Genomic DNA, 16,790 nt, shown 5'->3' on the forward strand with positions numbered 1-16,790 from the left:
CCTCTTTCGCCTCGGGCGTGGTTTACCCGGTACGGCTAAACGTTCCCAGTACCCCAAACATCTTATCTCTATGATCGGTCTGCCCTTGACATCGGTATACTTTAGAAACATGCCATCTTCCCTAACCATGGAACCATAATGGAACTCGCCTAAGCAAGTATGCATCCTGGAAGAAACCATCCGGGCGAGGAAAAAGCAGCCGTTATGCAAATCAAAAACTGCCCCACCTTCTCTAAAGAAGATGGGGCAGTTTTACGGATGATTCATGCGGCCTAAATCGCCTGATTAGTCTAAATAAGCTGCCAGCCCGCTTACTTCACAACCAAACTTTCCTTAATCTTATCGTTGATCCACTGCCGCTTCGACAGCAGCCATTCCTGATCCCTCGGGTACGTCTTGAAGGTGATCGGCTCTTCGAGCCCTTCCTCCAGCGCCTGCAGCACAGCCTCCCTGCCGATCTGTGTCTCCAGCAGTTGAAGCGCTCTCAAATCTTGAAGCGCTTCCTGGAATACCTTCAGCCGAATGGATTCAATCGGTCCTTCTTCACCAGGGTATACCACAAAAGCATCCCCGGAAGGAAAACCGCAATCCGCATCCGTCACCTTGAACGGATCAATGGCGCGTTTCGAGTATTGCGAATTCCAAAAGTTATACCCCCAATGGAGAAATCCCTCGATATTAAACTTATACAGCTGAATCCCGATGATCCGGTTTCTTGCCGAAGGCAAATTGAAGAAACGGTTGGACACTTCCTTGTACTGGGAACAGCAATAATAGGTCCACAGTGGCGTTACCTGTTGATCCAGAAAAGGCTCAATGTGATTGCTGGCCGGAATCGGACGCTTCACCAGCCCCTGCTCATAGAACGAAATATCGGAGAGCGCGTCAATGATCGGGTAATCCGGCAGCAGCTCGTTCATCAACCGGCTTGCATGACCGTAAGCCTCCAGATGGGACTCGGATGGCTCATCGGATACATGGAAATAACAGCGCTGCTCAAGTCCCCGGCTTTCAATCCAACCGGTGAGGGCCGGTATGAATTGCCGGATGAAGGCATGATACGCTTCTCCGGTTGCATCCGTCTCCCATCCGAACAGCTTCTCAGGCTTTCCGTTCACGTTAGCGATAATCTTCGGCGCATGCCCGGCTCCCCACTGGGTGAAAAGATGCGAGAATTCCAGGTACTGAATCCCATTAGAATTACACAGGTCTGCCCAGCGGTCCAGCTTATCAAACCCAAACGCATACGTTCCATCCTGGGTAACAGCCACGTCAACCAGCTGCACCGTTGGCCGTTCTCCGCCCACTTCCGTATCCAGCGGAGGCGTAAACAATGGGGTCAGGATCATATTGATGCCATGCTGAGCGGCGGTCCGCATAAATTGACCGATTAACGTCCAGTGCCGTTCACTAAATATCTCCACCTCGTAGTAGTTCGCCAAGCAATCGGCATGAAACCATTCCGTATGAATCAGCGTCTGGTCCGGCAAGGTTGCCGGAATCACCTCCAGTGTAAATACCTCTTCCCCAAGCGACTCCCCCGATTCCGCTTCAAAACGAAGCCGGATTTCATATGTACCGCCCTTAATCTCACCCTCAGGCTGTACCGTAATCCATAAACTTCTCCACTGGTTCGGGCATCCGGTTACAACAGACTCTGATGCCAAAGGCAGCAACGGGTCCGGATACAGCCCGGGAGCAGCTCTTAAGATAAACTCGTCATGATCATGGTACGTGGGCAGCTCCGATGGAACCAGGCCTACAGAACGGACGGTAATCCGTTCGCTCAACGCGGATTGCAGATGAACCCGGATGTTTTTCAACAAGCGGTTGGAACGGTAAGCAACTTGAAACGAGAACGTCTCATTGCCAAACGAAGACCCTTTGTCATACGAGGCTTGGGACAGTTCTTCATCGGCAAATACTTTGGTCAAAGAGCTCAACAGCCGGGTCTCAAAAGATACGGAATGGCTCATGCAGGTTACATCCTCTCTACAATGAAATGGGGTGCTTTCACGTACATCTTACACTAATCTGGGTGGAACGGAAGGTAAAATTTACGTTTTCGAAAAAAAGGAGCCACCGCCCTTTTGCGATGGCCGCCTTATCATGGCATTCCATAGCGGAATTCCATACCGGATATCCGCCAGATGTTAGAATGCTCCCATCAATCCTTCGAGCTCCGGTATACTTCAAAGCCGGACAGGCGCGGACACCATCTCGATTCCAAAATGGTAAGCCGGATATATTGAGCCCGTACAGCGGGAAAACGGCAGATGCGTTTGCGCCCGATCACCGTCCCGGATTGGATTGCGTGCCAGTTCCCATTTTCCATATATTCAAGCTCGAAGCGCTCGATCCGCTGCCCGTACCGGTATTCAGCCAATACGATATGATCGAAATCTATCGCTTGCCCGATGTCCAACTCAATCACGGCGTATTCCGTACCCTCCTCGGGACTCCAATACGTATTCTTGCTGCCATCGACCATATTTCGTGCATCCGATCCGGCTTTCGTCTCGGATGCCGTAATATCCGCACCGGCAGCCAGATTGGTATCAAACGTTGTTCGAATGGCGTCCCCGAGTTCCTGCAGACGCTGCAGATCGAACTCATGAACCAATCCGCGGGTATCCGGCGGAATATTGAGCAGAAAAGTGGCATTGCCGCCAACCGAGCCGTAGTAAATATGCAGTAATTCCTCCAGTGACCGGACCTTATCGTCTTCGGACGCATGATAGAACCAGCCGGGACGGATCGAGGTATTGACTTCGGCCGGATACCATACCAGCTCCTTCTCGCCCTGAATGACGCTCCGGCTGCCAAGATCCTCTTCACTCGATTCATAGCGGCGCGCAAACGCCCGGTCATCGGTTTGCTGCGACTTTTCCTGGATCGCTTCATTCTGGCGCAGCGACGCAGGAACGACGCTCCACTCCGACTCCCTGCAATGCCCCGCCTCATTCCCGCACCAGCGAATATCCGGTCCGCATACCGAAATGGCGGCATTCGGCTGCAATTCCCGAATCAGGGCATAGTACGCTTCCCAATCGTATTCCTGACGCTTGCCGTTCGGGCCTTCGCCGCAGGCTCCGTCAAACCAGACGCAGAATATCTCGCCGTAGCCGGTCAGCAATTCTCTTAATTGGTTCAGGAAAAATTGATTATACCTCGGCGAATCGCCATATGACGGTTCATGCCGGTCCCACGGGGATAAGTAGATGCCAAACTTGATCCCCGCTCTCCTGCAGGCATCGGCAACCTCCTTCACCACATCCCCAAGCCCGTTTCGCCAAGGGCTGCTCTTCACGGAGTGCTCCGTATATTGACTCGGCCATAAACAGAAGCCGTCATGATGCTTGCAGGTCAGGATCAAGCCGCGCATCCCGGCGCTGACACAAGCGCTGACCCATTGATCCGCATCCAGCTGCGCCGGATTGAACAGCGCAGGATCTTCTTTTCCCGTGCCCCATTCCATATCCGTGAACGTATTGATGGTAAAATGAAAGAATGCGTAGAACTCCATCTCCTGGACGGCTAATTGACGTTCCGAGGGCTTAATATTGGCAGCGTATTCAATGAAATTGTGCAAGCGATAAACCTCCTATACCTCTATCCTTGGTTGTCTAATGCTTTCTGATGAATCTCCAGATACTTATCCAGCTGCAGTCCCTTAAATCCGCTGACATAGGCATCCCAATCCTTCTCGATGTCCTTGCTGCCGGTTACAAATTGGGCCAGATTCGATTTCACGTAATCCTGAATCGTCTTCTGAATCTGTGCGATGAAGGTGGCGTCTTTCGGATCGATGAACACATCCGTCGGGTACACCAACTCCGGTTTGGCAAAAGGCTCGTATTTCTTCGCAGCCAGCCACAAGCGATACTCATAAGCTCCGTTGCCAAACGGATCTTCCGGAGCGACAAAGGACTCCCGGAGGGAGTTCACCATCAGCATCGTTCCAAGCTGCCACCAGGTTACGTCAAGTGATCCCTCGGGTACATCCCGCTTCAGCGCTTCGTATGCGGCCGGCTCGCCATTGTAATCAAGCGCACCGGACTCCGCCTTCCGCCATCCATCTCCTTCAAAGCCCCAGGAGGTCATCACGGTGCCTTCTTCGGAGAACAGGTAATCCGCCAGCTTGATCGCCGCGATCCGCTGCTCCTCCGTCGCTTTATTCGTAATGACAAACGATCCATCCCCTGCTCCGACGCTATAACCTGCAAGCTGCACGCCATTCGGTCCTTTCAGCGGGGGTACGACATCATATTCCTTATGGCGGGGCTTGGCATCGGTTGGTTCCAGCACGCTGCTGATCAGCGCATAACCAACGGCGCCGACCACATTGTCCGCTTTGTTGCCGAGCTGCTTGACGGCATCGCCGTTTTGGGTAAACGCTCCTTTGTCGATCAGACCTTCGCTGTACAGCTTGTTGAGATATTTTAAACCTTCCTTCCACTCGGACTCAGCCGCGGACAAAATCACCTTGCCATCCTTCACGCTTAAATAAGTCGTGCCATTGTTATATATAAAAGCATTCATCAAAAAGGCATCAACTCCTCCTCCCCACACATCGAGCGAAGTGGTCATCGGAATTTCGTCGGCCTTGCCATTGCCGTTCGGATCCTGCTCCTTAAAGGCTTTCAACACTTCATAGAACTCATCGGTAGTGGTTGGCATCTCTAGACCTAACTTCTCAAGCCAGGTTGTATTGATCCACATCCGCTGTCCATACGTACAGTGCAGGCACTCATTCACCTTCGGAAGCGCATAAATATTGCCGTCCGGCGCGGTCATCGCCGATTTTAAATAGGAGACTTCCTCCATCGCCTTTTTAATGTTAGGTGCATGCTTGTCGATTAACTCATTCAAGGGGATAAAGGCCCCTTGCATACCGTACTTGATCTGATCCGCCTTGGATATGCCGGCATTCATAATGAGCGCCGGATAGTCTCCGCTGGCCAGCATCAGCAGTTTCTTGTCGTTGAATACCGCGTCGGGCGTCGTATTCCATTTGAATGTAATCCCCAGCTTCTCTTCGATATGCTTGGAGAACGGATTGACATCGAGGCTCTCGATGCCGGCGGACTGAGGAGCGAATACCGATAGTTCAACGGGTGCCCCTGACTCCGGAGGGCTTGCCGGACCTTCAGTTCCTGTTTCACTTGTCTTGCCGCAAGCGGATAGAGCCAGCACTGCCACGAGAACCAGACTTAAACCTAATCCAGTGAACCTTTTCAAATCAATTCCTCCCTAATATGGAATACCTGCCCGTACTTCGTAAGCGAAACCGTATTTTTGCATATACCCCCTATATGTCCGAACATCGGAAATACCCTATTCTATAATGCCGACCCCACCTCCTTCACGAAATAGGAATCACCCTTTCAAGGATCCGATCATTACGCCTTTGACAAAATACTTCTGCACAAACGGGTAAATGATCAATACCGGGGCGCTTGCCACCACGATCAGCGAATACTTCAGCAAATCCTTCAGCCCTTCGCGGACCAGCAGCTCATTCACGTTGGTCACCATCTCGGCGCTGACGGAATTCAGGATCAGAATATCCCTCAGGAAGATCTGAAGCGGAAACAGGCTGCTGTCCTTCAAATAAATCAGGGCATTGAAATAGGAGTTCCAATGGCCGACGGCATACATCAGCCCGAGCACGGCCAGAATGGGCTTCGAAAGCGGAAGGACGATTTTAAGGAAAAAGGTAATGTCGCTGCTCCCATCCATTTCCGCCGCTTCAGCCAGTTCATCGGGGATCGTCGTCTGAAAAAAAGTCCGGGCGATGATGACCTGGAATACAGCTAGCGCACCCGGTATAATCATGGCCCAGCGCGTGTCGAGCATGCCGAGCGACTTCACGAGCAAATAGTTCGGTATGAGCCCACCGTCAAAAAACATTGTGAACACCAGCAGCATCATAATGATGTTGCGAACGTAAAACGTTTTGCGGGCGAGCGGATAGGCAAGCATCACCGTGAATGCAACGTTTACGATCGTGCCGACAACGGCATAGAACAGCGAGTTGCCAAACCCGATCAGAATGTTGGAATTCTGGAACACCGCTTTGTAGCCGATCAAGGTCACATCCACCGGCCACAGCCACACTTTGCCCGAGGACACCGCACCCGGGGAGCTGAAGGATGCGCTTACAATATGGAGCAGCGGAAACAGAATGACGATCAGAACGACGGATAGAAACAAATACACGATACCAAGGAAAATCCGGTCTGCAGCGGACTCCCGTACGGTTGACCTGCTCATGCGATTCCTCCTACCATAGACTTGTGGATGAGACTTTTCGGGATACGTAATTGACGATAACCAACAGAATGAAATTGATGATGGAATTGAACAGGCCGATGGCGGCAGAGAAGCTGAAATTTGCTCCGAGCAGACCGACCTTGTACACATAGGTGGAAATGACCTCGGACGTGTTCTGATTGAGCGGGTTTTGCATGAGATAAATTTTCTCAAAGCCCAGGCTCATCAGGTTCCCCAGATTTAATATGAGCAAAATGACGATGACCGGAAACAAGCTGGGGATATCGATATTGATGATTTTTTGAAGCCGGGTTGCCCCGTCCACTCTTGCCGCCTCGTACAGATCGGGATTGACTCCAGCCAAGGCCGCAATATAGATGATGGCGCCGTAACCGGTGAACTGCCACACATCGGACCAGACATAAATCGACTTGAACAGTTCCGGCACGCCAAGGAAATCAACGGTCTCAAGCCCGAGCGCCCGGAACAGATTGCTCATCAGCCCCGTATTGGGCGAGAGGTTCACGATCAGAATCGAAACGATGACCACCGTTGAAATGAAGTACGGCGCGTATGTCACCATCTGGACGGTTTTCTTGAAGCGGCCGTTCCTGATCTCATTCAGTGCCAGCGCCAACAGAATGGGTGCAGGGAAACCGACCAGCAGGCCGTACAGGGAAATTTCTAGCGTGTTGCGGACATACTGCCAGAAGAACGGAGCATCGAATAATTGCCGGAAATAATCGAATCCTACCCAGGGACTGCCGAATATCCCCTGTACGACGTTGTATTCCTTGAATGCAATCAAGACGCCGAACATCGGAACGTATTTGAAGAGGATGATGTAGACTAACGGGAAGAATACGAGCAGGTAGAACTGCCAGTGCTTCATCAGCTTCTTCCTCGTTCGGTTCATGGGCTTGTTCGGTGGTAGATTCGTTGGTGCCTGTGCATCTGCAGGTACTGGGATTGCGCTGCTCATACGAGCCAATGGGGTCACCCTCCTTCGCTTTGTGTTGATCCCAAGTCTAGAGCGGACGGCTGCATCCGATCAATAAACAAGATTCTCCGAATCAACGTATTTCCGCGAGCAGGGGGAACTTTAGGGTCGACAGGGCCGTAAGGGCGAATAAACCTTTTTCCGTCGCTAAACCTATCTCCGTTTACAGCAAAAAGCCCGCGGGACGGTTCATCCGCAGGACTCTCTGCTTGGTTATATATGCATGACCTAGTCAGAAGGATTCTCTACTTGATCAGTATGCATGAAGCCGTCAGAAGGATCGTTAGTTCCCGTAATTCTGCTGCTTATAAGCAGCCTGCTCACGGTAATCCCCCGGTGACATCCCCATCAGCTTTTTAAACATCCGGCCAAATGAGATGGCATTGGAATACCCAACTTCGGTCGCGATATCTTGTACAGGCAGCAAGGTCTCTTCGAGCAGCTTCCGGGCATGGTTCATCCGCAGCTCAATTAAATAATCCACGAATTTCTGGCCGGTCTCCTCCCGGAACAGCTTGCTCAGCGTCTTCCAGTTCATATTGAAGCGTTCGCTTAAATAATTGAGAGACAGATCCGGATTGCTCGAGTTCTGCTCCATAAACAAGCGCACCTTCTGAATCGTGTCCGCATGATTTCGGCCCTCCATGAGAGCGAGCATACTGTCGTACAGAGCGGATAAAGCCTCCCCGAACTCCTGTTCCAGCTGCTCCAGTGTATCGGATGATTGGAGCGCGTTCCGTAAGGCAGGCTGCCCCTCTGTCAGCCACAAATCCTGAAATTCTTTTGCCATGCACGACATTTCACGTCCGAGCGAGTACATCATGTAATCCACCAGGTTCACCACGCCGTCCCGGTCCAGCATGTTTTGTCCAATGTTATGGATGAGGGCATTGTATTTCTCCTGCCAATCCCTGTTGACGAGCCGGAAGGATTGAGCCATCGAACGGATCAGGTTCAAGAAATCGAAGGCATGGCCCCGTTCCTCCCCGGAGACTTGGGTGTAATGAATGATTCGGTTCTCGCCGAGGATCATTTTGTATTTCAATGCGGTGCGTGCCTGCTCATAGGAGTCCGGAATATCCGTATATCGCTCCGCTTTCTCCCCCATACCAACGGTTATGGTCAGCTTCAGATGCTGCTCCACCCACTGGCGGGCCTGTTCAAGCAGCGTGACCACGTGCTGTTCTGCGTCCTGGTCATCCGCCATCGTCATCACGCCCAGCTTCGAAGCGGATATCCATTCTGTCCAAACACTCGTTTCCTGCCCGGCTGCAATTTCTTGAACGACACTTTTGAGGGCAAATTTGATCAAATACTGGTCCTGCTGCGGGTACTGCTCGCAGAACAATGGATATTTATCGATTTCGATGACATTGACGATCTGTGATTCGGACAAGTCCGGCAGTCCCATGGCGTCCCGCTGCTCGTTCCACTGCTCCAAATGGGACGGGTACTGCCCCTCCATCAGCTGCTGGAACAGATACGCTCTGCGCAGCAGCAAATCCTCCCGATGCTGCTGTTGAAAGCTGCTCGCCTGTTCCAGCATACTTTCGAGTGCAGATTCGATAAAAGCGAACTCATCCTGTTTACTGTTATGGATCAGCGCGCTCGTTTTAGACTGCGAATAGTTATGAATCCGGGACACGATGGCTTCAATCGGCTTATAGTTTCGGCGCGTAACCAATACGATCCAGACGACCCCGGCAACGCACATCAGCAAGCCGACGATAAACCAGATATTGTACAGCTGGCTGACGATACCAACCACTCGGCCTTGGGTTAGTCCTCCCTCATATACCCACCCGGTATATGGCGACACCGCTTGGGAGACAAGCTCCCCGCTTTCGACTATTGAGGTGTCGGGGATCATGGACCGCCCCTGCGTATCCTTCATATGAATGAAACTAACATCGGGATTAACCATGCCCTGAATCATGTTATGTATGGCGTCCACCTTGATGTTGACGGCAATAACGCCTTTGCCATGGGTAACGAAGGGCGCATCTCGTACCAGGGTTATCACATGCTGCATGCTATTGAAGCTGAATTCCCGGAAATTCCGTACAGTACTCCATTTGGCCTCACTATTGACCTGGCCCAAATAAGGCTTAAGAAAGTCATAATCCGCATAATCCTGTAAGTTAAATGAGGACGAAGTACTCAGGACGAACTCATCCTGGGTCCGCACGAGCACCATGGAATCGACCAGTGGATTGGACACCTTGAACTGCTTCATGGCCTTCACCGCCTGCATGTTCAAATAGACGTTGTCCTGATCCTCTTGATTGAAAAATCCCGACATATCGGGGTTGAACAGCAATTCCTGCACCAGCATCTGATCGATAGCCTTCAGCGAATTATCCACCGATCGCATCGCCTGCTGAATCATCGTCTCATTGGCCTGAATCGCGCCCTTCCGCGACTGCTCACCGAGCATTTGAAAAAAGACAAAAAACACAAAGGAAATCACGATAAAGAAGACCGGCATATACGATAAAAGCTGACGGTAAAACCATGCTTTTCTTCCCATAGGCATCCCCCTAAAGCGAACTAATTCCTTATCTCATCGCCGATTTGAAGTAATATCATCATAGAAGAATAAACGGGGATTACCAACCCTTTTTTGGAGCGTGGAAGAAAAACATGTCTAAAGCCTCACGACTTCCACAGCATTTACGCCGCCCATGACCTATGGTAATTATCCTATGACATAAGCTGCGGCAGCAGAGGGAGATCAACCGACTATAGACCGGAACTACGGATTTGGAGGAGTCGGCACTGCTGGTTCTCCCTCGCGGCCAAGCCGCCGGCTTGCCGTTTCCCTGCGTCCCGTCGCGGGGACATGGGCTCCCGCTTTTGCCAAACCGAACCTCGGCATATTGTTGTACAGACATTCATAATGTCCTTCCGGAACCAAATAGGTTTCGTGGAATATCCCTACGTCCCCTCCCGTTCCAATCTTGCGGTTGAAATCCCGCCATGCCTTCAGGTGATTGGCTCCGTGACGGGCATAATGCTCCAGGCGTTCGAAACTCCTCCAATATTGAATAAGAGTGAGTCCCTTGCCGGAAAAATGATAGGTACCGTCCATAAAGCCGAGCTCCTCCTTGTTCCGGTACAGCTCCTGAAGCATCGGGGACATGGCATTCATGACAGGCAGCCACTTATGGACCGCCCACCACTTGTTAATCCGAAACCCGATCACGAATACAACGAAGGATCCTTCCATGTGTGCGGTATATCGACCTGGAATGACTTTGCTCATACCTGTTCACTCCTCTTCCTTTATTTCTAGCAGACCAAGATGCGTTTCGTAAAAGCGACCGATTTCGGTTGAATTGTATAATTGCGCCGTCAGAAACGCGCCATAAAAAATGGTGAAACAGATCTGTACGGCTTGCTCCAAGGTAAGAGCTTGGTTCAGTCTTCCGGCTTGATCTTCTTCCTTCATGAACTGCTGGAATAAAGCATACATGTTGGGCGATTGGCTCCCCGCTTCTTCGTGACCGGGAAAAAGCAGCGATACTTCGGCAGGGCTCAGCTCCGGCATGCAGGGCTGCATGTTCTGCTCCGCGAGAAAGGAGATCAGGCTCGGCATCATGCCCGGCCTCACTTGATGCTCCTTAGCCACTTGGGACAACAGATGCCGGAAAGCCTGAAACCCTTTTTTCCCTTCCGTGTCGATCTCGATAACCCGCTCAGTCAGCCATACCCGCATAAAATAAATCAGCAGATCCTCTTTGCGTTGATAAAACTTAAAAAAAGTGACTTTTGATATTTCGGCTCGCCTGCAAATGTCCTCCAGCATAACCTGGCTGAACATCCGGTCCTTCATTAACGATAGTGCCGCCTCATACAGTGCGATTTTGTTCTTAGCTTTCTTTAATTCCCTTAATGAGATATCCGGATCCATTGTGTTAGCACCTCTTCAAAGTTAACATGTGTAAATAAATTAACACGAGTTAATTTATTTTGTCAACATAACCAAACAGACAGACAAAACACCCCTAACATCAGCCACGCTGATGCAGGGGTACCGCATACATTCACTTTTGTCTTTTGAATATGAATCCTCTTCATTTACCAGTACATATCCCAATCTTTATAGACCCTTACCAAAGCTTCAAAATAGAAATAGTCCCCCCAAATGCAGCATTCGTCAATTCCGTTGCCGAGCGGCTTTCCGTACACCGCATGCTGCAGAATGCCGTTGGATCCTGGGAGCGATACCGTCGTATAGCGATCGCTTAATGCCCCCAAAACGCGCAGTGCCGCGTTCTCGTACGTACGGCGCCGCGGGTGTGAGAGAGGCAAATGCTTTGCCAGTTCCAGCATTCCGCATACCGAAATGGCGGCGGCCGAGCTGTCTCTCTCTTCCAGCCCTTCGGTGAATATCAAATCCCAATAACACACATAATCCTCAGGCAGCCGATTCAAAAAGTAATTCGTTACCCGCTCCGCATCATGCAGCAGCGATTCTTCCTTCATATATGCATAACTGAGCGGTAAACCATAAATGGCCCAGGCCTGACCGCGGGACCAGCACGAATGATCCGAATATCCTTGGGACGTTTGCCCAAACCTTGGTTCTCCGCTCTCGACATCCATATAATACGTGTGATACGTTGAGGAATCCTCACGGATCAAATAACGAGCGGATTGCTGTGCATGGCTTATGGCGGCACGACGATACTCCGGTTTGCGGGTTTCCTCCGTCGCCCAATAGAGCAAAGGCAAATTCATGCAGCAGTCGATGATCATTCGGCCGCGCTGTGACGGTTGGTCCAACTTACCCCAAGCCTGAATGATACCGGCTTTCTCGAAATACCGCTCCATTAATAGGTCTGCTGCGGCCAAGGCAATCCGTCTCGCTTCTGTATTCCCGGTCAGCTTATATGCGGCAACGCAGGACAATGAATACAAAAATCCCAGATCATGCGTCTCCGTGGCGATTCGTTTCTCCACGCGCTCCTTATAGCTGTGGAGCTGAAGCTCCGCAGTCGACCGGTACTTGGCATCTCCCGTGACTTCATAAGCCAGCCACAGCATTCCGGTCCAGAATGACGAGGTCCATTCCGTGTTGCCGATTGTCTCGTAGATATTATTGCGGCTGGCAGGGGACGGAAACCGATTGGAGAACATGTCTAAATTCTGATCGATCCGATGAAGAACGAATTCGATGGCGGCTTCGGTCCTTTGCTGCGTCCATGTCGTTACCTCGCCGTATTTTAAAGGTTCCTGAATCGCTTCCATTTCTGATTGGCCACTCCTCTCTCGCGTTCAACATTATTATCCGCTAGCGCTCGCCCGATATTTGCCGGGGGTGACCCCCTCTAACTTCTTGAAGGCCCGGATGAACACAACATCATTGGTATAGCCAACCAGTTGGGCCAACTGCGCATTGGTCAGTTCCGATTGCTCCATCAATGTCTTCGCTTTCTCAATCCTCGCGCGGGTAATATAGTCGGTGATATTGCATCGATTCATCTTCTTAAAGAAACTCGAGATATATTGAGGCGTCATGCCGAAATGATCGGCAATCATACCGAGTCCTAAATTATAGTCGGTTAAATTCCGATCGATGAATGCCATAATATCCCGTTGCAGCTGGATACTATGATCGCTGTGCTCCGTATGAAAGAGACGGGTCAGCTTTTCATACAAACGTTTCGTCTCAGCCTGCATTTCATCACTTGTGGCACAACCGAATATATGCTTTACAGGGTCAAAGTTCGGGCCCAGCAGGCTTTCATGATCCGTGTTCGTCAAATTCAGTATTTTCAGAAATGTGCTTATGATATTGAAGAACAAGCATCTGCCCAGTTCAGGGGTCATGCCCGCCGAGTTAAAATTCATCGTATAAATATTGTCCAGCAGCTTAGCGACGTTCTCCTTGTCTCCGCCTCTCACATGGTTGACAAGCTGCGTCTCGAATTCGATCGGATAGTAATAATGATGCTTAATGTCCCGCACATGACCGAAGTGAATGATGGAATTTCTTCCGCTGAACATTCGGTAATCCAGAGCGGCCATGGCTTCGAGATAAGCACTGCCGATTGTTCCGTTTCCTGTGTGTATGCTGCTAACGGCAATCGTCACGGAAATATGGAAACGATCCTCCAGTACCCGGAGAAATCGTTCGGCAAATTCATGAAGGAAGAGCTGAGCCTCCCCGCTCTCAACTGGATGGAAATTGACCAGGAACGCTACCCGGTCGCGTTCCATATCGACGGCGAATCCCTGGTGGCCCGAATTCGCAATGTCCGTGCCGATATTCGAGACAATAAACCGGATTTGCGTCCAATCTTGCTCCGATGGTTCCGGCGACAGCCTTGTAATATCCACTGCCTGAACGATGATGACTGCAAACATATCGGACCGGAAGTGGATGCCCATGGTCGTTAAAGACGGCCCTCCCTCCTTCCCTGCGTGATCCGGATCGATGTAACCGCGAATGAGCCTTGACAGAAAATCGGCTCGGATGACGGGGCTTTGCCGGAACAATCGCTCCCTCAGATCCCGCTCCTCTACAAACGATCCTTCGATCGTTTGCAATATGAAATCATATTCGTTGGTGGCTGGTTTACCCTGAATGGGCTTTCCCTGGAGAATGGCATCAACCACGCGTTTAATGGGGCTATACTGGCGGTACCCAAACCAACATGCGACGCCTGCTCCTGCGAGAAGTGATGCGATAAACACCGACAAAGCCATTCTTTTCAGCTGCGTCACTCGCTCCATGACACTATCCATCGGCATAACGGACACGTAATGCCATCCCGCCTCCTTGGATTCCGTAAATGTTATCATACTGTCCGTACCGTTCAGCATTTCTTTAAACAATCCCGATGACCCGGCAAGCCTTTCCGTCACCTGTGCGGACAGTTCCGAGCCCGAGGAGCTTGCGATGACTCTGTGTTCCCCGTCGACTATATAAATCTCGCTGTCATTTGCGGACTCGATTTGCCGGAACATCTCCTGAACCTGCTGCCCATCGATCATGATAACGAGCGTTCCCCGGATATCGGACACATCATGGACCGGAAGTGATTGCGCGTAGGTGATCACGTCCGCCGGGTTGCCGTTACCTTGGTTCGGATTCTGCAGCAGCACATCGGAGGGCAGGAATGACATGTTGTGGTAGCGGCCAAGCATGCTCTGCTTCCAAGTTTCAAAATCCATATTTTCAAATCGGTAATACTTGTCGTAGAAGGCTCTTGCATCGGTTCGCATGCCTGGCTTCAAGATGACGTCTCCCGACTGCAGGTGAACATAGAAATCCTTTACGAATCCGCTTACAAATGTTTGATAACGGTTCAGGTAATCGCGGACGAACTCCACCTGACGATACGATTCCCCTTGATCATGCCGATCAAGGTTCAGCAGATTAGCCAGCTTGGGGTTAAACATGATTTGCTTCGCCAATATATCCACTTCTTTGAGCTTGCTGTCCATGGAAAGCCGCAGCTGCTCCAGCATCGCCGAATTTGAACGCTCCGCATTGTTTTCCATCACGTTTTCCACCCGTTCATACAGAAACAGTCCAACGGTCATCGGCAGCAAAAGTATGAACATATACGAAACGATCATGGTTTTCAAGACACGTCCCCGGCTGCTTTTGCGCTTGCCGGGCAGAAGGCTGGGTATCGAGATCATGACGCATTCCTCCAAGAAAATGTATGGAAACCTATCATCTTGAATCCTTCGCCAAACTGCCTTCCTAACCCTTTAAAATCCGATCACAAAAGATAAGTGCAAACCTCCCGTTTGACGGCATACGTGAAGCCTATAGGCTGGGTACAGCAAGGTTCTACACCTGAACCAATCGCACCGAACGAAGCTTCACGGACGCCGCCTGCCAAATTTCCGGTCCGTTCGGCTTCGGCTTGGCAAGCTTCGTCGATAACGTCAACGCATAAGTGCCCGGTTGCTCAATCACGATGCGACCGATCGACGAGTGAACCTCGGTATACGGATGCTGACAGGATATGGAGTCGCTGACGACCACATCCTCTTTGGGAACGCAAGCTGCCGTCTGCCCTGCTGCCCGGACGGTAACTTCATGATCATATTCTTTTTCCCAGACGGCACCGGATTTTTTGAAATTAACGAGCACGACTTCAAACACGCCGGGCGATGCTGCCTTAAAGGTCCACCGGGCCTCGTTCATCCCGCTGCCTGTCGTTATTTCCGATAGTACCAAATCCAGTTTAATGGCGTCCTGTGCCTGTTGAATAAATCCCCGGTCTACCTCAAGCCCGCCTTCGACCTCCAATGCGACAACCGACACATAATCTTCCGGGGGAAGCTCCGGCAGCCGGATCCGCATCGCATAATGATCCGTTTCCAGATGATAGCTCTGCTCCACAGGGAGGCCACTGGCGTTCCCGTCCGCCAGCAGGTAAGCTTTTTTAACTTTGTTTTTCACTCCGTTCAATACCAGTTCTTCAGCAGGCCAATAGTGATTGAATACATGAAGGTAAACCATCTCCCCTTTCACCGTAACGGCCCCCCATTCCAGTTCATAGGGGAACGGGCTTGCACTGGTGCCGTATACCGCCCCTCCATTTCGCTCAAGCCAGGCACCCACTTCCTCCAGACGTTCAACCGACTTTGCCGGAATCACGCCTGTTTCTGTCGGACCGACATTGAGCAGCAGATTCCCGCCCTTGCTGACGATGTGCACCAGCTTGCGGATTAAAGCATCCGCCGATTTCCATACTTGATCCTTGGTGCTGTACCCCCACGATTGGTTAAGGGTCATCGGCGTTTCCCACTCCCTGGTTTCCTCGCCATGCATCGGGATTTCGTTATCTCCCTTGGATTGATAATCCCCGAAATCAGGCCAATGGCTCACCCTGCTGTTAATCAGGCATTCGGGCTGAAGCTCGCGGATCATGCTCACGATAGCTTCACTTTCCTTCTTCGACAATCCCCCGGACGTGTCGAACCAGAGCAGGCCGATTGGGCCGTATTCCGTCAGCAGCTCGCGTATTTGCCCCTTCGCTTTATGGTTCCAATAGCTGAAGAACGCTTTTTTCTCCAGCTCGTAGTCCCATAGATTGTTGTACGTGTCATGGATCGCGTGCGGATGATGCCAATCAATCACATGGGAATAATAAAAGCAGAGCCGGATTCCTTCCACCCTGCAGGCTTCGGATAATTCCTTCAAGGGATCTCGGCCGAATGGAGAAGCGTCGACGATATTAAACGGATCCGTCCGTGAATGGTACATGGCGAAACCGTCGTGATGCTTGGCCGTGATGACGATATATTTCATGCCGGCCCTTTTAGCGCAAGCCACCCATGCCTTGGCATCAAACTGTTCCGGATTGAATTCCGCAGCAAGTTTCTCGTATTCCTTGACCGGAATTTTGGAGAAGTACATGACCCACTCCCCTTGCCCCAGCAGAGAATAAACGCCCCAGTGGATGAACATGCCGAATTTGGCCTCCTTCCACCACTGCATCCGGTTCTTTCTTTCCAATGCGGTTTCCAATGAGTCCGTCATCGC

General features: G+C 51.1%; 11 protein-coding genes. All 11 read right to left on the reverse strand.

The window, feature by feature from the left end:
• Nucleotides 1–311: 311 nt before the first annotated feature.
• The gene (locus OHJ21_RS15860) at nucleotides 312–1,976 is read right to left on the reverse strand and encodes a DUF4091 domain-containing protein (RefSeq protein ID WP_486020501.1); all 1,665 of its coding nucleotides are present in this window, start codon (nucleotides 1,974–1,976) and stop codon (nucleotides 312–314) included.
• A gap of 191 nt (nucleotides 1,977–2,167) precedes the next feature.
• Nucleotides 2,168–3,592: an alpha-L-fucosidase gene (locus tag OHJ21_RS15865; protein ID WP_486020502.1), complete on the reverse strand. Its 1,425-nt coding sequence runs from the start codon at nucleotides 3,590–3,592 to the stop codon at nucleotides 2,168–2,170.
• Nucleotides 3,593–3,612: 20 nt separating this feature from the next.
• Nucleotides 3,613–5,241 carry an ABC transporter substrate-binding protein gene (locus OHJ21_RS15870; RefSeq protein WP_486020503.1) on the reverse strand — a complete coding sequence of 543 codons (1,629 nt, stop codon included), beginning with the start codon at nucleotides 5,239–5,241 and terminating at the stop codon, nucleotides 3,613–3,615.
• A gap of 138 nt (nucleotides 5,242–5,379) precedes the next feature.
• Nucleotides 5,380–6,276, reverse strand: a complete 897-nt coding sequence (locus tag OHJ21_RS15875; protein WP_100538546.1) for a carbohydrate ABC transporter permease — start codon at nucleotides 6,274–6,276, stop codon at nucleotides 5,380–5,382.
• 10 nt (nucleotides 6,277–6,286) lie between these two features.
• Nucleotides 6,287–7,258, reverse strand: coding sequence for an ABC transporter permease (locus OHJ21_RS15880; RefSeq protein ID WP_394057324.1), 972 nt, complete (start codon nucleotides 7,256–7,258; stop codon nucleotides 6,287–6,289).
• A gap of 301 nt (nucleotides 7,259–7,559) precedes the next feature.
• Nucleotides 7,560–9,806 carry a helix-turn-helix domain-containing protein gene (locus OHJ21_RS15885; protein ID WP_486020504.1) on the reverse strand — a complete coding sequence of 749 codons (2,247 nt, stop codon included), beginning with the start codon at nucleotides 9,804–9,806 and terminating at the stop codon, nucleotides 7,560–7,562.
• A gap of 225 nt (nucleotides 9,807–10,031) precedes the next feature.
• On the reverse strand, nucleotides 10,032–10,541 hold the full coding sequence (locus OHJ21_RS15890) for a DUF4188 domain-containing protein (RefSeq protein WP_486020505.1): 510 nt from the start codon (nucleotides 10,539–10,541) through the stop codon (nucleotides 10,032–10,034).
• Between the two features lie 6 nt (nucleotides 10,542–10,547).
• A complete protein-coding gene (locus tag OHJ21_RS15895) occupies nucleotides 10,548–11,189 on the reverse strand; it encodes a TetR/AcrR family transcriptional regulator (RefSeq protein WP_326092620.1) in 642 nt (213 codons plus the stop codon).
• 167 nt (nucleotides 11,190–11,356) lie between these two features.
• Nucleotides 11,357–12,529, reverse strand: coding sequence for a glycoside hydrolase family 88 protein (locus tag OHJ21_RS15900; RefSeq protein WP_394054358.1), 1,173 nt, complete (start codon nucleotides 12,527–12,529; stop codon nucleotides 11,357–11,359).
• 36 nt (nucleotides 12,530–12,565) lie between these two features.
• Entirely contained in the window at nucleotides 12,566–14,932 is a 2,367-nt protein-coding gene (locus OHJ21_RS15905) for a helix-turn-helix domain-containing protein (RefSeq protein WP_486020507.1), read from the reverse strand.
• Between the two features lie 154 nt (nucleotides 14,933–15,086).
• The gene (locus tag OHJ21_RS15910; protein WP_100538553.1) at nucleotides 15,087–16,787 is read right to left on the reverse strand and encodes an alpha-L-fucosidase; all 1,701 of its coding nucleotides are present in this window, start codon (nucleotides 16,785–16,787) and stop codon (nucleotides 15,087–15,089) included.
• Between the last annotated feature and the right edge of the window lie 3 nt (nucleotides 16,788–16,790).

Origin of the sequence: Virgibacillus sp. LDC1 (assembly GCF_025792345.1) — a bacterium.
GTDB classification, from domain to species: Bacteria; Bacillota; Bacilli; order Paenibacillales; family Paenibacillaceae; genus Paenibacillus_AQ; species Paenibacillus_AQ lautus.